Source organism: Marinobacter sp. es.042, from assembly GCF_900188315.1.
Lineage (GTDB): Bacteria > Pseudomonadota > Gammaproteobacteria > Pseudomonadales > Oleiphilaceae > Marinobacter.
Genome location: NZ_LT897781.1, coordinates 3,864,314 through 3,882,531 on the forward strand (window position 1 = coordinate 3,864,314; position 18,218 = coordinate 3,882,531).

The window sequence follows — 18,218 nt, forward strand, 5'->3', positions numbered from 1 at the left end:
GAGAGTCGTTATGGATTGGGTAGAAACGCTGGTAGTCGTTGTGCACGTGGTGATCGCGGTGGCGCTGGTGGGTCTGGTGCTGATCCAGCAGGGCAAAGGCGCAGATGCCGGCGCTGCCTTTGGTGGTGGTGCTTCGCAGACTGTGTTCGGTAGCCAGGGCAGCGGAAGCTTTCTGACCCGCTTCACGACCCTGCTCGCAGTGGTATTTTTTGTAACAAGTTTCTCGCTGGCGATTTTTGCCAAGCAGCGTGCCGAAGTGGCAGGCGAAGCCGGTATTCCTGTTGTTCAGGAATCCAGCAGCGCCGCCCCGGCTGATACCGCTGCAGACAACGGCGAAGCCGCAGCCAGCGAAGCCGAGAGTGGGGAGTCTGATCTCCCTGAGCTCGAGTAAGAATGTTGCCCGGGTGGTGAAACTGGTAGACACGCTATCTTGAGGGGGTAGTAGCGAAAGCTGTGCCGGTTCGAGTCCGGCCCCGGGCACCATATTAGAAGAAAAACGGCTTGGAGTTTCCAGGCCGTTTTTTTTGGTCAGTCCTTGACCAGTCTGTCCGGCGTCTCTATACTCCGGCGGATATTGGGACCTGCCGCGTGTTACGGGCGGGTTTCTGGCAGGCCAGGTGTCTGTCAGCAGGAAGCGGTACACCGGTTTGCTTCCTGCGAGTTCTTGCAACAAAAGGCCCCATTGTAAGGGGCTTTTTGATTAAGGGGCCTGGCGCAAAGGGCCCTGGTGCATAAAAAGGGCTGATAAAACAGCCCTTTTTTTGTTTTTGGGGCCGGTAAATTGATAACGGAGAAGGCACAACTTGTCAGCCAAGCTTAAGCAACTGGAAGACATTCTTCAGCCCGTGGTGGAAGGTCTGGGGTATGAGTTCTGGGGCATTGAATTCCGCTCGCAGGGCCATCACTCCCTGTTACGGGTGTTTATTGACGATGCCGAGAACGGCATCGGCATCGAAGACTGTGAAAAAGTCAGTCGCCAGATCAGCGGCGTGATGGATGTGGAAGATCCCATCCAGACCGAATACACACTGGAGGTCTCATCCCCGGGGATGGATCGCCCGCTGTTTCGTCTAGAGCAATACGAGGCCTTTGTTGGTCACCAGGTTCAGATTCGTCTCCGGATGGCATTTGAAGGTCGCCGGAAGTTTCAGGGGCTGATCAAAGGCGTGGAAGGTGATGATGTGGTTGTGGTCGTTGATGATCACGAGTATCTGCTGCCATTCGACAGCATTGAAAAAGCCCACATCGTGCCGGTATTTGAATGAACGATTTGAATAAAGTCCGTGGACGCACAGTTGATTTTAAGGGCAGGGCAATCCAATGAGTAAAGAGATCTTGCTGGTGGTTGAATCCGTCTCGAACGAGAAAGGTGTCGAGAAGGATGTGATTTTTGAAGCGATCGAGCTGGCACTGGCCACCGCTGCCAAAAAACGCTTTGAAGACGAAGAGGCGGATATCCGCGTATCCATCGACCGGAAAACCGGCGAATACGAAACCTTCCGCCGCTGGCTGGTGGTGGATAACGATGCCGTTCCTGCGCTTGGCACCGAGCTCACCCTGCAGGAAGCCGAGGAAATCGACCCGGCCCTGAAGCCTGGCGATATCCACGAGGAGAAAATCGAATCCGAAGCCTTTGGCCGCATTGGCGCCCAGGCTGCCAAGCAGATTATCTTCCAGAAGGTTCGTGAAGCTGAACGCACCAAGATTGTGGACAGCTACCGCGACCGGGTTGGTGAGCTGGTGTCGGGTACCGTCAAGAAGGTTACTCGCGACAACGTGATTGTCGATCTGGGTGCCAATGCCGAGGCGCTGCTGCCCCGCGAATTCCTGATCCCCCGCGAGACGTTCCGGATGGGTGACCGGGTGCGTTCGCTGCTGCTTGAGATCCGTACGGATCACCGCGGTCCTCAGTTGATTCTCAGCCGCACCTCTTCGCAGATGCTGATCGAGCTGTTCCGCATCGAAGTGCCGGAGATTGCGGAAGATCTGATCGAGATCCGCGGCGCTGCCCGTGATCCCGGTTCCCGGGCCAAGATTGCGGTGAAGACGAACGATCGCCGTATTGATCCCGTTGGCGCCTGCGTTGGTATGCGTGGCTCCCGGGTTCAGGCCGTGTCCAATGAGTTGGGCGGTGAGCGCGTTGATATCGTGTTGTGGGACGATAACCCGGCCCAGCTGGTGATCAATGCCATGGCGCCTGCAGAAGTGGCGTCCATCGTTATGGATGAAGACCGGCACACCATGGAAGTGGCTGTGGCGGAAGACAACCTGGCCCAGGCAATCGGCCGTAACGGCCAGAACGTTCGCCTGGCCACAGATCTGACCGGCTGGACCCTGAACGTGATGACCGAGGAAGAAGCTGGTGAGCGTCAGGAGCAGGAATACAGCCGGCTTGTCGAGCATTTCATTGGCAATCTGGACGTAGATGAGGAATTTGCCGGTGTACTGATCGAGGAAGGGTTTACCTCCATTGAAGAGGTGGCCTATGTGCCAATGGAAGAGATGCTGGCGATCGAAGGTTTTGACGAGGAAACCGTCACCGAGCTGCGCCGTCGCGCCAAGGACGTCCTGCTGAACCAGGCCCTGGCAAGCGAGGAAGCGCTCGAAGGCGCTGAGCCGGCAGAGGATCTTCTGGGAATGGATGGCATGGACCGTAGCCTGGCCTTCAAGCTGGCCGGCATGGGTGTGCGCACCATGGAAGATCTGGCAGAGCAGTCGGTTGGCGATCTGCTCGAGATTGAAGGTATGGATGAAGAGCGTGCCGGTCAGCTTATCATGACTGCACGTGCCCCCTGGTTTGAAGACCAGGCTTAATTCGGGAGGAGGACCAGTATGGCTGAAGTAACGGTAAAACAACTGGCCGAAGATGTAGGCGCTCCCGTGGATCGTTTGCTGAAGCAGATTGTGGAGGCTGGCCTGAAAGCCCGCTCCGAGAATGATTCTGTCTCCAGCGATGAGAAGCAGCAGTTGCTGGCCTATTTGAGAAAGACTCACGGTGAGGCCGACGCCGAACCGCGCAAGATTACCCTGAAGCGCAAGACCACCACGACGCTCAAGGCCGGCAAGGCAAAGACCGTCAATGTTGAGGTTCGCAAGCGCCGCACCTACATCAAACGGGCTGAATTGCAGCCTGAGGCTGAAGCGCCGAAACCGGAAGAGCCGGTAGCTGAGCAGCAGCCGGAGCAGGCACCGGTGGAAGAGGCGCCAAAGGTAGCGGCCGAGCAGGCCCGGCAGCCGGAAGCAGAGAAGCCCGCAGAGGCAGCGACTGCAGAGCAGCCGGAGCAGGCAGAGAAGGCCGAGCCGAAGAAAGAGCCGGAGCCCGAGCCCGTTCCCGCTCCGGAAGATATGCCGATGCCGCCGCCCGAGGGCGATGGCAAGGACCGCAAGCCGAAGAAAAAGAAAGAAAAAGTTCGCGAGCGCGGCGACGAGATTGAAGAGGGCAAGCCGAAGAAGAAGCAGGCAGGCCATCGTGGTCCTCGCAGTCGTCCGGTGGAAGAGCCGCTGGTTATCTCCGAGGATGAGGAAGAGACCACGCTGCGCAAGCCGCTGCGTGCGAAAAAGAAACCCAAAGAGAAGCGTCATGCTTTCGAGAGGCCGACCAAACCAATGGTCAGAGAAGTAGAGATTCCGGAAACGATATCTGTCGGTGACCTTGCCCAGCGTATGGCAGTCAAATCGGCTGATGTTATCAAGACCCTGATGGGCATGGGCGTCATGGCCACCATCAACCAGGCACTGGACCAGGAAACTGCCGTTCTGGTGACCGAGGAATTGGGTCATAAAGCCAAGACTGTCAGCGACGATGCGTTCGAGGAAGAGGTTCTGAGCGAATTCTCCTTCGAGGGTGGCGACAAGACCAAGCGGGCTCCGGTTGTGAGCGTGATGGGTCACGTTGACCACGGTAAGACCTCCCTGCTGGACTACATCCGCCGTACCAAGGTGGCCTCCGGTGAATCCGGTGGTATTACCCAGCACATTGGTGCCTACCACGTAGAAACCGATCACGGCATGGTCTCCTTCCTGGATACCCCGGGCCACGCGGCCTTTACCGCCATGCGTGCCCGCGGCGCCCAGTGTACCGATATCGTTATCCTGGTCGTCGCCGCCGATGATGGCGTGATGCCGCAGACCAAGGAAGCGGTGCAGCATGCCCGTTCCGCCGGTGTGCCGATCGTTGTTGCCATCAACAAGATGGACAAGGAAGGGGCGGACCCTGATCGAATCAAGAGTGAGCTGGCTGCTCTGGAAGTTGTCCCTGAAGACTGGGGCGGGGACGTTCAGTTCGTACCCGTTTCCGCTCACACCGGTGACGGCATCGACGCGCTGCTTGAGGCCGTCTTGCTGCAGTCCGAAATCCTCGAACTTGAGGCCTCTACGGATGCACCGGCCAAGGGTGTGGTCGTGGAATCCAGCCTCGAGCGCGGACGTGGTTCCGTGGCGACTGTCCTGGTTCAGAACGGTACCTTGCGCCAGGGTGATATGGTTGTTGCCGGTGCCTATTTTGGTAAGGTCCGGGCGATGACTGACGAAGCCGGCAAGCAGGCCAAAGAAGCTGGCCCGTCGATTCCGGTCGAGATCCTCGGTCTGAACGGTACGCCGGACGCCGGTGACGAATTCTTCGCCGTTGCCGACGAGAAGAAGGCCAAAGAACTGGCCGAGTTCCGTCAGAGCCGCGAGCGGGAGCAGCGTCTCCAGCGCCAGCAGGCGGCGAAACTCGAGAACCTGTTCGAGAACATGGGCAAGGACGAGGTCAAAACCCTCAATGTTGTGCTCAAGACCGACGTTCGGGGTTCGCTGGAAGCCATCACCAAGGCCCTGCAGGATCTGGGTAACGATGAGGTTCAGGTCAAGATCGTGTCGTCCGGTGTTGGCGGTATTGCCGAGACCGACGTCAGTCTGGCTATGGCAACCAATGCGGTTATCTTCGGTTTCAACGTCCGTGCCGACACAGCGTCCAAGCGCCTAGTTGAACAGGAAGGTCTCGATCTGCGCTACTACAGCATCATCTATAACCTGATTGATGATGTGAAAGCAGCCCTGACTGGCATGCTGGCACCGGAATTCCGCGAAGATATTGTTGGCATCGCTGACGTGCGTGACGTTTTCCGTTCGCCGAAGTTTGGTCAGGTGGCCGGTTGTATGGTTACTGAAGGCACGGTTTACCGTAACAAGCCGATCCGGGTTCTGCGGGACAACGTGGTTATCTTTGAAGGCGAGCTGGAATCCCTGCGTCGCTTCAAGGACGACGTACCTGAAGTCCGTAACGGCATGGAATGCGGTATTGGCGTTAAGGGTTACGACGTGAAAGTCGGCGATCAGATCGAGGTCTTCGATCGCGTCCGGGTCGAGCGGAAGCTTGAATCCACCGGCGCGTGATGCGCCCGAGTTTGAAGGAAACCTAATGCCAAGAGAGTTCAGTCGTATTGATCGCATCGGCGATCAGATGCAACGGGAACTGGCCCAGCTCATCCAGCGGGAAGTCAAAGACCCGCGGGTGGGCATGGTCACGGTCAACGCAGTCAAGGTCAGTCGTGATCTTGGCTACGCCGATATCTATGTCTCCCTGCTTTCCGCCGAAGAACTGACGGAAGAGTCTCCGGAGGTCAGGGAGTCGATTGCGGTGCTCAACAAAGCCTCTGGCTTTCTGCGGGGCCAGGTAGGTCGCGCAATGAAGCTGCGGGTTGTGCCACAGCTTCGTTTCCACTTCGATACGCTGCAGGGATACAGCCGCAAGATGGATAGCCTCATTCGGGAAGCGGTCGGCGACAAGCCGGCCGTTGACCGCGCCGACGATGATCAGGATGACCCGGAGCGTAACGCTTGAGCCGCAGACGCAAAGGCCGTGACGTTAACGGTATCCTCGTTATCGACAAACCGGCAGGTGTCACCTCCAACGGCATCCTGCAGCAGGTGAAGCGCCTGTTCGGGGCCGCCAAGGCGGGCCACACCGGTGCTCTTGATCCCCTGGCCACAGGCGTGTTGCCGCTGTGCTTCGGTGAGGCGACCAAGTTCTCCCAGATGATGCTCGACAGCGACAAGGCCTACATTGCCACCGCCCGGCTCGGAGTCCGAACCGAAACCGGTGACAGTGAGGGCGCCGTCGTTGGCGAGAAACCGGTACCGGCGGGTCTCACCGCCGAGTTCCTGGAGCCGGTACTTGACGGTTTCCGGGGTGATATCCAGCAGGTTCCTTCCATGTATTCGGCGCTCAAGCACAAAGGGCGTCCGCTGTACGAATATGCTCGCGAAGGTATCGAGGTGGAACGTCCGGCAAGGCCGGTGACCATTTACGAACTGACGCTCCTGGATATTCGCGAGAACGAACTGGATATCGCGGTCAGCTGCACCAAGGGTACGTACATTCGCTCACTAGTTGAGGATATCGGTGAAGCCCTGGGTTGCGGAGCCCATGTGACGGCGCTGCGCCGTACCATGGCTTCCGGGTTCACCCTGGCCGACGCCCATGCCGTGAGTGATCTGGAGGCGATGCGTGAGCGGGGTGAAAGTCTTGATGGTCTCCTCGTGGCACCGGATGCCGCGCTGTCGATGTTCCCCGAGCACCGTCTGGCGGGGCAGGCGCTGGTATCGATCTTGAACGGACAACCGGTTAGAATACCGGGTCAGGCTTACGACGGGTTCGTGCGTCTCTATGCGAATGAGAGCGCTAACGAAAGCTTCGTCGGGCTTGCAGAAGCATTCCCGGAAGGCGAGCAGACCAATCTGGTTCCACGCCGACTGGTGAAAAGCAGCGGAAAGCGTTAGGCGCGCCGCTGTCTAGCCGGGCTGTAGAGATGCGCGGTTCGGCCGTATTCGAAAGCATCGCAAACAATGAGGTGAGTTATGGCACTTTCTGCCAACGAGAAAGCACAGATCGTTAAGGATTTTCAGCAAGGTGATGGCGATACCGGTTCCCCTGAAGTTCAGGTGGCACTGCTGAGCGCGAACATCAACAAGCTGCAGGATCACTTCAAGGCCAACAAGCAGGATCACCATTCCCGCCGCGGCCTGATCCGGATGGTAAACCAGCGTCGTAAGCTGCTGGACTACCTCAAGCGCAAGAACGCCGATCGTTACCTGGAGCTCATCCAGCGTCTGAGTCTGCGTCGCTAATCCGGGTCTTTACGACCTGAGGGCTGTGCCGGTGCGTCCGGTGGCAGCCGTCAACCAGCAGTCCCCCTCACGAGGGATTGCTGGTTGTGTTTTTTCCCACTGCAGTTGGATTGTCTGTGTGTTCGAAGGATTCCCTGTCGTAATGGAAAGCCGAAATTGATAGCAGGTTGTTGAAAAGCCCGGGCCTGGCGGCCTCCGGAACCGCCGCCTCCCAGACCGGGGTTTTGCAACAGCCTGTTAGCTTTCAGACGGGTTGCTCTTCAGACCACAGCATATCATCTGCAGAACTATGGTTTCGAGTGCAGGGGCGCCCGGAACGAATCAATCTGGAACAGATAGACCAGGAGTTTTTTGTGGATCTGAAACCTTTCAAGAAATCATTTGAGCTTGGCGGCAAAACCGTCACTCTGGAGACCGGCCGTATTGCCCGTCAGGCAACCGGTTCCGTACTGGTAACCGTGGATGATATTTCCGTTCTCGGCACCGTTGTTGGCGCCAAAGAAGCCAAGCCCGGCCAGCCGTTCTTCCCGCTGACAGTGAACTACTTCGAGAAGACCTATGCCGTGGGCAAAATCCCCGGTGGCTTCTTCAAGCGCGAAGGTCGTCCTTCCGAAAAGGAAACGCTGACCTCACGCCTGATAGACCGTCCGATTCGTCCGCTGTTCCCGAACGGCTTCATGAACGAAGTTCAGGTCATCACCACGGTCATGTCCTCCAGCAAGAATCAGGACCCGGATATTGCGGCGATGCTGGCGGCCTCTGCCGCTCTTTCCATCTCCGGTATTCCGTTCGATGGCCCTATCGGTGCGTCCCGCGTGGGCTACACCAACGAGCGCGGTTACTTCCTGAACCCGACGTTTGAAGAACTGCAGACCTCCCTGCTGGATATGGTCGTTGCCGGTACTGAAGATGCGGTTCTGATGGTGGAATCCGAGGCGAAAGGCCTGAGCGAAGACCAGATGCTGGGCGGTGTTCTTTACGCTCATCAGGAAATGCAGGTGGCCGTAGCGGCTATCAAGGAATTCGCAGCTGAAATCGGCAAGCCCCGTTGGGACTGGCAGCCGGCGGTCGAGAACACCGAGCTGCTCAATGCCATCAAGGCAGATTTTGCCGGTGCTATCGAGGAAGCCTATGGCATCCGCGACAAGATGGCCCGCTACGAGCGTCTGGGCGAAGTAAAAGCCGCAGCTGTCGAGAAGCTGGCCGGTGAAGAGGAAGGCCAGCCGTCCGAAGACGAGGTCAAGAAGTACTTCGGCAAGATCGAGAAGAGCGTGGTTCGCCAGCAGGTTATTGATGGCAAACCCAGGATTGATGGTCGTGACAACAAGACTGTTCGTCCGATCGAAATCGAAGTTGGCGTTCTGCCCAGCGTTCACGGTTCCGCTCTGTTTACCCGTGGCGAGACCCAGGCCATCGTGACCACCACTCTGGGTACGTCCCGTGATGTGCAGATCATTGATGCCCTGGAAGGCGAGCGCAAGGATCCGTTCCTGTTCCACTACAACTTCCCTCCGTACTCCGTGGGCGAAGCTGGTCGTGTGGGCACACCGGGTCGCCGTGAGGTTGGTCATGGTCGTCTGGCCAAGCGTGGTGTTCTGGCGGTTATGCCGACCCTCGAAGAATTCCCGTACGCCATCCGTGCGGTTTCCGAGATCACCGAGTCCAACGGTTCCAGCTCCATGGCTTCTGTCTGTGGTTCCAGCCTGGCGCTGATGGATGCGGGTGTGCCCATCAAGGCACCGGTTGCCGGTATTGCCATGGGTCTGGTCAAGGAAGGCGACAAGTTCGCGGTTCTGACCGACATCCTGGGCGACGAGGATCACCTGGGTGACATGGACTTCAAGGTTGCCGGTACCCAGGAGGGCGTGACCGCCCTGCAGATGGATATCAAGATCAACGGCATCACGGACGAGATCATGGAACTTGCTCTCGAACAGGCCCACGCAGCGCGTCTGCACATTCTGGGCGAGATGAACAAGGTGATCTCCACCCCCCGTGCCGAGCTGTCTGCCCGTGCGCCGAGCATCACCACCATCAAGATCAATCCGGAGAAGATCCGCGACGTTATCGGTAAGGGCGGTTCTGTGATCCGTTCCATCTGTGACGAGACCGGCGCTTCCATCGATCTGGATGATGACGGCAATGTGAAGATTTACGCGGATAATCAGGAAGCTGCCCAGGCGGCGGTGAACCGGGTTAAAGAAATCACCGCTGAGATTGAAGTGGGTGCTATCTACAAGGGCCGCGTAGAGCGCATTGTGGACTTCGGTGCCTTCGTTAACATCCTGCCTGGCAAGGATGGTCTGGTGCACATTTCCCAGATCTCTGATCGCCGCATCGAGAACGTGACTGACGAGCTGAGCGAAGGTCAGGAAGTTCTGGTGAAGGTGCTGGATGTGGACAACCGTGGTCGCGTTAAGCTGTCCATGAAGGAAATCAAGGAAGGCGATCAGCCGACCGATTTCTCTGCCTGATCGTTTTCGGGCTTGATAAAAACCCGCCTTTCCTCTGGATTGGCGGGTTTTTTATTGCGACATAAACCGAATCATTTCCTTCCGGTACCCCGGGATAACAAACGTCGCCCCGTGAGGCGTATCCGTCTGCAAGAACTCTTTGGGCTCCTGTGCTGCCTCAAACAGCGCCTCTCCATGATGAAAGGGAATAATCCCGTCTCGAACGCTGTGGATTACCATCACCGACACCGGACTGATCCTGGGAATATGATCCACACCTTCGTAGTCGTCGGGTATGGTCCAGCTTAGCGGGATCTGCAACGGCCAGGTAAGCCAGAACCCACCTAATTTCTCCCGGGCGATCTTGCGAAAGCCAGAGAAGGTACCGTCCAGGATGACACCGTCCAGCCGGGGCTGTTCCTCCCTCTGGGTCCACTCACTGGCCAGCGCAATAGCCAGGCCCCCGCCGAGGCTCTGGCCCAGAATGTATAGAGGACGGTCGGTCACGTCCGGTTTTTGGGCCAGCCAACGCAGGCCGGTTTCCACGTCGTGCAGCGCGCCTTCGATGTCCGGGTCGCCAGTGGATTTGCCGTAACCCCGGTAGTCGATGGTGAAAACGTTGTAGCCTCTCTCGGGCAGCCACGCTACGTTGAGGATGTGGCTGCTGACGTTCTGGGCGTTGCCATGCAGGAAATAGACTGTGCCCCTGGCGTTGTTCTCAGGGGCTTCTGCGGGCAGCCACCAGCCATGGAGGGTTTCGCCGTCGGCTGTGTCGAGGTAGATGTCTTCGTATTCGAGGTTCAGTCGGTCCGGGGTGATGTAAGTCACCCGATCCGGGTAGAAGAAGACGCTGCTGCAACCGGATAGCAGCAGAAGCGCAACCAGAAGCCCGCTTAGCCGGGCCGTGGTGGCGGTCAGAAATACGCATGGATTCCGGCGTGCCATAGGCTTTGATACCTGTCGTAGTGGTCTTCCCGGGTGAACTCGGCAAACAGACTGAACTCGCGGCCGATGTGCCAGTTGGCTTTGGCGTAAAGCTGATCCTGGCGGTGTTGGCTGCTAACGATCCAGGCCTTGGTTTTGGCACCGGCAAGCAGGCTGAATTGATTGTTCTGGTGCAGCAGGCCGATGTCGGCGCCCGGTGCAGCATCGTAGCCTCGGCGCAGGTCGTCGTCTATTTCCAGGTCGGCGGTGGCGATGGCAAAGGCCTGGGTCTGGTTGCCAAGGCGCCAGCTGCCCCCAGCTCCGCCCTCAAGATAGGGCGTCAGGACCCGGTCGTTGCCAGTATCCGTGCGGCGGCCACCAAAACCTACCTGCCAGGACAGTGGCGAGAAAAAGGCGTTCCGCGGGCTCAGAGAGCGGATTTCCACGCCGGTAAGCTGTTCCAGTTGAAGTTCGTCGTTGTCGGTATACAGGCGCGCGTCGAGTCGGAGAAACTGCAGCTGGGCACCGGTACGGTAGCCAGCCGGTGGGTCCAGCACATCGTGGTAGGCCGGGCGCAGGGTCAATTGGGTGAATTCCCTGTGTGCCTGCTGGCCTGCTCCGAGGCTCAGGCGGAAGGTATCGTGGCCCTGATCATCCCTAACTACCGGTTCGGGTGGTTCCTCGGGCGGGGCGACGTCGCTGATCTGGCTGCGCTCTCTCAACAGGTCATGGGAGAGCGGTGCGGCGATTTCACGGGGCCAGCCGTCGGCCTCGCTCTTGTATCGAACATAATCGTAGGTGGCGTCCAGAACATGTGCTCGTTGCTCGGCTGGCAGTGAATTCACTTCGCTACCATCAGCGGCTACATATCCGTTGGCGACCGCTGCCGCAAGGGTCTGTTGATCGTCGGGCAGGGTAGAGAGACTGTAGGCCACCGACGTGGCAGCCGAGGGCCGGTAATAAACGTCGCTCACCAGGTCCTTGTCTACCACCCAGCGAACCGTGTCCGACGGTATGGCGTGAGTGCTTACTTCTCCCAGGAGGTCCGTTCCCGGACGGGCAATGTCTATCAGCGCCAACAGGCGATAGGCACAGTTCTCGTCGAAGAAGTAGTAATCGAAATTCCGGTCCCTGATCTCCCAGGCATGGGCGATCATCAGGTCCACTTCATCCTGGGTGAGGTTCAGTTTGTACTCCCACAGGTCACGATGTTCGATGTCGGAGTAAAGCCGGATTTTCTCGTAGTACGGCTGGACCGTAGTGATGCCGGGATAGCCGCCGAAAATGCCCTTGTACGCGAACAGCAGTTCACTGTCGTGGGCGGCGGCATCAGCGGCATAGGAGATTGTGTTGGCCAGCAGCAGGTTGGTTTCGTCGTCATCCTGGGGTGGGTCCAGGCGCAGAAACGTGTGGCCGAACATGGAAGACGGGCTGTTGAGGTAAGAGGCGGCAAACACCAGGGTCACCGTCTCGGTGTTCAATGTTTCCGACCATTCCTGGAAGCCGGGACACTCGATTTCCGGTAGCGACAGATCAAGTTGCTGACTGAGCCAGGTTGCCCGTGCCGGGAAGCGGCAGAGGGCGTGGTCGTTGCCTTCCCCGTCTTTCTGGATAGCATCCAGGGTGGCCTTGAGCTCCGCCCGGGGGGAGTGCTTGCCATTATCGCTCAGAAAAAAGGCCGGATCGTCGGCCTGGCTGGTATATCCGCTACCAAACCTGTCGGGTTGATAATGAATGAGTGTGAGCCAGGCAGGGTCGAGATGGAGCTCGGTTGCGTGTTCAGGCGAATTGGCCTGGGTCGGCAGGCTGACTGCAAGCCAGATCAGGGCTGGCCCAATGCGAAGCATGTTGCCCATGGGTTGGTGCTGCATCCGGGGTTGAACAGGGTAGAGAATGGAACGATGCGCCGTCCCTGGCGCATGAGAGTCCCTTCAAGGAGCCTGGATCAGGCTGCTACGTATTTGCTGAGTGACTCGTTTTGCTCCAGCAGCGCGACGATGGCGTCCACGGCTTCACCGGAGGTGGTGTCAGAGTTCGGGAAAATGGTAGCAAAGTTGTCCTGCAGCACTTTGCGGAAGGCGTCGCGGTCAGCTTCGTCGACGCCCAGAAGCACAGCCAGGGTGTCCAGGTTCTCACCGGAACCGCGAGACATATCCCGCGCAACCTTGTCGATGTTGCTGTCCATATACATTGCCATGGACTGAACAGACTGGTTGGTCTGGCAGCCAAGGGTGCCTGTGGTCATACCAAAGGTCTGGTTACCAAAGGTACCGTTGGTGGTTGCAGCCAGTACGTGGGGGGCAATGCCGGACTGTCCTTTCCAGATCATGGCACCGACGCCACAGCCCGGTTGGGCAAAGGCCATAGAAGAGGCACCAAGAAGAATTGCACCTGCGATCAGTTTTTTCATTATCCACTCCTTCCTGTGGTTTAAAGCTGTCGTCGCAATACACAATGCTGCCCCTGACGTGGAGCAGCATTGCGAAAACGGCCCTGACTGGTCTTGTGGAGACAGGTTGACCGTTGGTGTGAGTATAGTTGAAATCCAACCAACGCAAGTTTAAAGATTGGTGAGTATTTGATTTAGTCCAAAAAAAAGCCGGAGCACGTTGCCATGCTCCGGCTTTTTGTTCTCAGACAAGGATCCCGGGTCAGCCGCCCAGGTAAGCGTTCTGGACGTCCGGATTGTTCAGCAGATTCTTGCCCGTGTCGTGCAGGCGAATCTTTCCGGTTTCCAGCACGTAGCCCCGGTCTGCCAGGTTCAGAGCCTGATGGGCGTTCTGCTCGACGAGGAAAACCGTAATGCCTTCCTCGCGAAGCTGGCCGATGATCTCGAAGATCTGCTTGATGATCAGCGGTGCCAGGCCCAGTGATGGTTCATCGAGGATGATCATCTCTGGTCTGCTCATCAGGGCCCGCCCGATAGCCAGCATTTGCTGCTCGCCCCCGGACATGGTGCCGGCGCGCTGATGTTCACGTTCTTTGAGGCGCGGGAAGAGCTCGTAGACGTGCTCCTGGCTCTTGCGGATTTCGGCCTTGGTGTTGAAGAAACCACCCATATGGAGGTTTTCCTCCACGGTCAGGCCCGAGAACACCCGACGCCCCTCCGGAACAATGGCGATGCCGGAGCGCATGATCTGCGCCGTGGATTCGTTGGTGATTTCCCTGCCCTCAAGGAAAATGCGTCCTGAACTGGCCCGGGGGTTACCGCAGACGGTCATCAGCAGCGTGGTCTTGCCGGCGCCGTTGGCGCCGATCAGCGAGACGATCTCACCCTTTTTGACTTCGACAGACACCCCGTGCAAGGCCTCGATCTTGCCGTAGTGGGTATGGACATCTTCTAGTACTAGCATGTGTTTACCTCAGGCCTCGCCCAGATAGGCTTTGATCACGTCGTCGTTCTGGCGGATTTCTTCCGGTGTGCCACTGGCCAGGGGGCGGCCCTGGTTGATGACGTTGATGCGGTCCGAAATATCCATTACCAGGCTCATGTCGTGCTCAATCAGCACTACGGAAACGTTGTAGTCCTCTTTCAGGCTGATGATCAGCTGGTTGAGTTCCTTGGTTTCCGCCGGGTTGAGGCCGGCTGCCGGCTCGTCGAGCATCAGCAGCTTGGGCTCGGTGACCATGCAACGCGCAATTTCCAGGCGGCGTTGCTGGCCGTAGGCCAGGTTGCCCGCTTCCCGGTTGGCCAGATCCAGCAGGCCTACCCGGTCCAGCCAGTAGGCGGCCCGGTCCAGGGATTTCTGCTCTTTCTTCCGGTAACTGGGTGTCTGGATGAGGCCGGAAATCAGGTTGGTGTTCAGGTGGCGATGTTGTGCCACCAGCAGGTTTTCCACCACCGTCATCTGGCTGAACAGCCGGACATGCTGGAAGGTGCGAACCATCCCCAGACGGGAGATCTTGTAGTCAGGCTTGCCCTGTACTTCCTTGCCCTCGAACAGGATCTTGCCGCCCGTGGGCTTGTAAAAACCGCTCATGCAGTTGAATACGGTGGTTTTTCCAGCCCCGTTGGGGCCGATGATGGACACAATCTCGTGTTCCTGAACGTCCAGAGACACTTCGTCTACAGCGAGCAGGCCGCCAAAGCGCATGGACAGATTCTGTACTTCAAGCATCGTCTGTCACTCCTGCCTTTTCAGTTCAATATGAATGCGGCGCATGGGCATCAGACCCTGCGGACGCCAGACCATCATCAGCACCATGGCGGCACCGAAGATCAGCATGCGGTACTCGGAGAACTCACGGGCCAGTTCCGGCAGGATGGTGACAGCGATTGCCGCCAGTACCACACCGATCTGGGAACCCATGCCGCCGAGAACCACGATCGCCAGGATGATGGCAGACTCCAGGAAGACAAACGATTCCGGGCTGATGAAGCCCTGCTTGGAGGCGAACACAGTGCCGGCGAAACCGGCAAAGAAGGCGCCAATGGTAAACGCGGACAGCTTCACTGCGGTGCGGCTGAGACCCAGGGAGCGGGCAGCGATCTCGTCTTCCCGCAGTGCTTCCCAGGCCCGACCCACGGGCATCCGCATGAATCGGCGGATCACGAGCGCGGTGAACACCGCCAGAACCAGGGCAATGAGGTACAGGAAGATGACCTTGTGCTCGCCGCTGTAGGCGATGCCGAAGGTTTCGTGGAACGAGGTGTTGCCCTCTTCCTTCACCCGGCGGCCGAATTCCATTCCGAACAGGGTTGGATCCGGGATGCCACCAATTCCGTTGGGGCCGCCAGTCAGCGTCGTCCAGTTATTCAGGAGTATCCGGATGATCTCGCCGAACCCGAGGGTTACGATGGCCAGATAATCCCCCCGCAACCGGAGTACCGGGAAGCCGAGCACCAAACCGAACAGGGCGGCAAGCAGAGCGCCAATAGGCAGGGCCAGCCAGAACGAAATGCCGGCGTACTGGGAGAGCAGGGCAAAGGTGTAGGCGCCTACGGCGTAGAACGCCACATAGCCCAGGTCCAGAAGCCCGGCCAGGCCCACCACCACGTTCAGGCCAAGGGCCAGCATGATGTAGATCAGCACCAGAGTCGCCAGATCCACCGCGCCGCGTGACACAAAGAACGGCCAGAACAGGGCCAGAACCACGATGCCGGTCAGCACCCAGGATTCAATCTTTGCCCGGCGGTTTTCCGCCATCGGCTCCTTGTTGGCTTGGGGCAAAGGATGGGGAATGCTCTTCAGACCCCCCATGATCTGTTCACGGAACATCTGGAACAGGAATACGATCACCGCCGCGAGCAATACCATCACTATGGTGCTGGCATCGGCGCCGGTCAGGGTCACGTTGATGCCCTGGGCCTCAAGATTGAAACCAATGATCGGGTAGGAAATGATCAGTGTAATGAACGCGCAGAAGAGCGCGTGTCTGAAATTGTTAGCAGCCATCAGATCTTCTCAACCTCCGGTTTGCCGAGCAGGCCGGTGGGTTTGAACAGCAGAATCAGGATCAGCAGGCTGAACGAGATCACATCCTTGTATTCACCGCTGAGGTAGCCGGAGGTCATGCTCTCCGCCACGCCCAGTATCAGTCCGCCCAGCATCGCGCCGGGTATGCTGCCAATGCCGCCAAGTACCGCTGCGGTAAAGGCTTTCAAGCCGGCAATGAAGCCGAACAGAGGATCAACCGAACCGTAGTACATGCCCAGAAGCAGGCCGGCAACGGCTGCCAGTGCCGCACCAATCACAAAGGTTGCCGAGATGATCCGGTTGGTGTCGATGCCCAGCAGATTGGCCATACCCAGGTCCTGTGATACCGCCCGGCAGGCGCGGCCAGTCCGCGAACGGGATATAAACAGGGACAGGGCTGTCATACAGACCAGTGTGGTGATGAAGATGGTGATCTGCATATAGGATAGGGACATCTGGAAACCGTCACCGGAACCGAAGTTGAAGCCACCGTCAATCAGGGCCGGGAAACCAATGTTGCGGGATCCCTGTGCCAGGTGAACGTAGTTCTGCAGGAAGATGGACATGCCGATGGCGGAGATCAGCGGGATCAGGCGGTGACGCCCCCGCACGGGCCGGTAGGCCACCCGTTCCACTGCCCAGCCCATGGAGCTGGAGACGATCATGGCACAGAGCAGTGCTACGATCAGTATCAGTGGCAACCAGGCAACGCCAAGAGCGGCGAGGCCGGTAATGGCAATCAGCGCTGTGTAGGCACCGATCATATAGATTTCACCATGGGCAAAGTTGATCATGCCGATGATGCCGTAAACCATCGTGTAGCCGATGGCGATCAGGGCGTAAGTGCTCCCGATCGTCAGCCCGTTGATGAGCTGCTGTGAGAAATAAAGGAGGTCTTGCATTGTTATGGGACTCCGAAAGCCTGCTCCCTCCGCTACCACACCTTGTGTCCGGGATATCCGGGCAGGAAGTGGGGGAGGATCAACAGGAGCCTAGAAAAACACCTTCTCCCGGATCGCGGTGAGAAGGTGCTCTCATGATTACCGTTTGTTAACGATTTTGGCTTAGTTTACCGGAGTTTTGCTTCCATCTGAATGCCATTCGTACACAACAAACTCGAACGACTTCATGTCGCCGGCCTTGTCGTATTCAACGGTGCCGATCGGAGTCTGGAAGCTGCCTTCGCGCAGCGCAGCGGCAACATCGAACGGATCGGTGGAACCCGCAGCTTCAATGCCTTCGGCGACCAACTGGACGGCGGTGTAGGAGGTCAGAACAAACGGACCGGACGGATCCTCACCCTTGTCTTCGAACGCTTTCACCAGCGCCTGGTTTTCGGCTTTCTGGTCGAATGCCGGCGGCAAGGTTACCAGGAGGCCTTCGGCGGCTTCGCCGGCGATGGTGTTGATGTCCTTGTTACCGACGCCCTCAGGACCCATGAAACGGGCATCGAGGCCAGCGGAGCCAGCCTGGCGCAGGATCAGGCCCAGTTCCGGGTGGTAACCGCCGTAGTAGACGTAGTCCACATCGGCCTGCTTGAGCTTGGTGACCAGTGATGAGAAATCTTTGTCGCCGGCGGTGATGCCCTCGAACATGGCGATTTCAACGCCAGCGTCTTTCAGGGTGTCACGAACCGCAGTGGCAATACCTTCACCGTACTGCTGCTTGTCGTGAACAATAGCCACCCTCTCAGGGTTCTGGGAGGCGATGTAGTTGGCGGCAACCGGGCCTTGCATGCTGTCCAGGCCAATGGTGCGGAATACCAGTTCGTAGCCACGCTCGGTGATTTCCGGGCTGGTGGAAGCCGGCGTCACCATCAGGATGCCTTCATCTTCGTAGATGTCGGAAGCGGGCTGGGTAGAGCTGGAGCACAGGTGGCCGATAACGAAACGAACGCCATCGTTTACCATGCTGTTGGCAACCGTTACGGCCTGCTTCGGGTCACATACGTCGTCGTATTCAACGGCAACGAGCTCTTCGCCCATGACACCGCCATTGGCGTTGATCTGCTCGATCGCCATGCGGGCGCCGGAGAATTGCATGTCACCGTACTGGGCAACGGGGCCAGTCATGGGGCCGGCGATACCGATCTGGATTTCTGCGGCGGCGTGGCCGGCGCCCATCAGGGCGACGGAAGTGCTAACAGCGGTTACGAGTTTTTTTACTGAAGTTCTCATTGAGTCTGTCCTGTTTTATTTCAGGGTTATTCTTGTGTTCTCAGAGAGTTAAACAAACACCACACCTCACTGCTTGTCAAGCAGATGACTCTGGGGTTTGCTCCGGAACACGGGCCTGTCTGCAAAGGCAAAACCCG

General features: G+C 58.1%; 16 protein-coding genes and 1 tRNA gene. 9 read left to right on the top strand and 8 right to left on the bottom strand.

All coding sequences use genetic code 11. The features are described 5' to 3' along the window. Positions 1-10: 10 nt before the first annotated feature. From secG to pnp, 9 genes are all read left to right on the top strand, one after another. Positions 11-391, top strand: coding sequence for a preprotein translocase subunit SecG (gene secG / locus CFB02_RS17710; RefSeq protein WP_088559065.1), 381 nt, complete (start codon positions 11-13; stop codon positions 389-391). Positions 392-398: 7 nt separating this feature from the next. Further along, positions 399-483: transfer RNA gene (locus CFB02_RS17715), tRNA-Leu, on the top strand. Between the two features lie 320 nt (positions 484-803). Further along, positions 804-1,265, top strand: coding sequence for a ribosome maturation factor RimP (gene rimP, locus CFB02_RS17720; RefSeq protein WP_088559066.1), 462 nt, complete (start codon positions 804-806; stop codon positions 1,263-1,265). A 55-nt stretch (positions 1,266-1,320) separates the two neighbouring features. Continuing rightward, positions 1,321-2,814 carry a transcription termination factor NusA gene (gene nusA / locus CFB02_RS17725; protein WP_088559067.1) on the top strand — a complete coding sequence of 498 codons (1,494 nt, stop codon included), beginning with the start codon at positions 1,321-1,323 and terminating at the stop codon, positions 2,812-2,814. Positions 2,815-2,832: 18 nt separating this feature from the next. Beyond that, entirely contained in the window at positions 2,833-5,376 is a 2,544-nt protein-coding gene (infB, locus tag CFB02_RS17730; RefSeq protein WP_088559068.1) for a translation initiation factor IF-2, read from the top strand. A gap of 25 nt (positions 5,377-5,401) precedes the next feature. Further along, positions 5,402-5,824 (top strand): 30S ribosome-binding factor RbfA, encoded by a 423-nt coding sequence (rbfA, locus tag CFB02_RS17735; protein WP_088559069.1) that lies wholly within the window; start codon positions 5,402-5,404, stop codon positions 5,822-5,824. Next, positions 5,821-6,762: a tRNA pseudouridine(55) synthase TruB gene (gene truB, locus CFB02_RS17740; protein WP_088559070.1), complete on the top strand. Its 942-nt coding sequence runs from the start codon at positions 5,821-5,823 to the stop codon at positions 6,760-6,762. The genes rbfA and truB overlap by 4 nt, the downstream gene beginning before the upstream one ends. Positions 6,763-6,840: 78 nt before the next feature. After that, positions 6,841-7,110, top strand: a complete 270-nt coding sequence (gene rpsO / locus CFB02_RS17745; protein WP_088559071.1) for a 30S ribosomal protein S15 — start codon at positions 6,841-6,843, stop codon at positions 7,108-7,110. A 359-nt stretch (positions 7,111-7,469) separates the two neighbouring features. Then, positions 7,470-9,584: a polyribonucleotide nucleotidyltransferase gene (gene pnp / locus CFB02_RS17750; RefSeq protein WP_227519409.1), complete on the top strand. Its 2,115-nt coding sequence runs from the start codon at positions 7,470-7,472 to the stop codon at positions 9,582-9,584. Positions 9,585-9,635: 51 nt separating this feature from the next. On the opposite strand, the gene CFB02_RS17755 is transcribed toward pnp, so the two are convergent. From CFB02_RS17755 to CFB02_RS17790, 8 genes are all read right to left on the bottom strand, one after another. After that, positions 9,636-10,508, bottom strand: a complete 873-nt coding sequence (locus CFB02_RS17755; protein WP_088559072.1) for an alpha/beta hydrolase — start codon at positions 10,506-10,508, stop codon at positions 9,636-9,638. Next, complete coding sequence (locus CFB02_RS17760; protein ID WP_088559073.1) at positions 10,478-12,343, bottom strand: DUF4105 domain-containing protein; 1,866 nt, start codon at positions 12,341-12,343, stop codon at positions 10,478-10,480. The genes CFB02_RS17755 and CFB02_RS17760 overlap by 31 nt, the downstream gene beginning before the upstream one ends. A gap of 89 nt (positions 12,344-12,432) precedes the next feature. Further along, positions 12,433-12,897: a DUF3015 domain-containing protein gene (locus CFB02_RS17765; protein ID WP_088559074.1), complete on the bottom strand. Its 465-nt coding sequence runs from the start codon at positions 12,895-12,897 to the stop codon at positions 12,433-12,435. A 241-nt stretch (positions 12,898-13,138) separates the two neighbouring features. Further along, on the bottom strand, positions 13,139-13,840 hold the full coding sequence (locus CFB02_RS17770; protein ID WP_008171549.1) for an ABC transporter ATP-binding protein: 702 nt from the start codon (positions 13,838-13,840) through the stop codon (positions 13,139-13,141). A 9-nt stretch (positions 13,841-13,849) separates the two neighbouring features. Then, positions 13,850-14,605: a high-affinity branched-chain amino acid ABC transporter ATP-binding protein LivG gene (gene livG, locus CFB02_RS17775; protein WP_088559075.1), complete on the bottom strand. Its 756-nt coding sequence runs from the start codon at positions 14,603-14,605 to the stop codon at positions 13,850-13,852. A gap of 6 nt (positions 14,606-14,611) precedes the next feature. Then, positions 14,612-15,883: a high-affinity branched-chain amino acid ABC transporter permease LivM gene (locus tag CFB02_RS17780; RefSeq protein ID WP_088559076.1), complete on the bottom strand. Its 1,272-nt coding sequence runs from the start codon at positions 15,881-15,883 to the stop codon at positions 14,612-14,614. Further along, positions 15,883-16,806, bottom strand: a complete 924-nt coding sequence (gene livH / locus CFB02_RS17785; RefSeq protein WP_088559077.1) for a high-affinity branched-chain amino acid ABC transporter permease LivH — start codon at positions 16,804-16,806, stop codon at positions 15,883-15,885. Before livH ends, CFB02_RS17780 begins: the two co-directional genes overlap by 1 nt. A 162-nt stretch (positions 16,807-16,968) precedes the next feature. After that, complete coding sequence (locus tag CFB02_RS17790; protein WP_088559078.1) at positions 16,969-18,081, bottom strand: branched-chain amino acid ABC transporter substrate-binding protein; 1,113 nt, start codon at positions 18,079-18,081, stop codon at positions 16,969-16,971. Between the last annotated feature and the right edge of the window lie 137 nt (positions 18,082-18,218).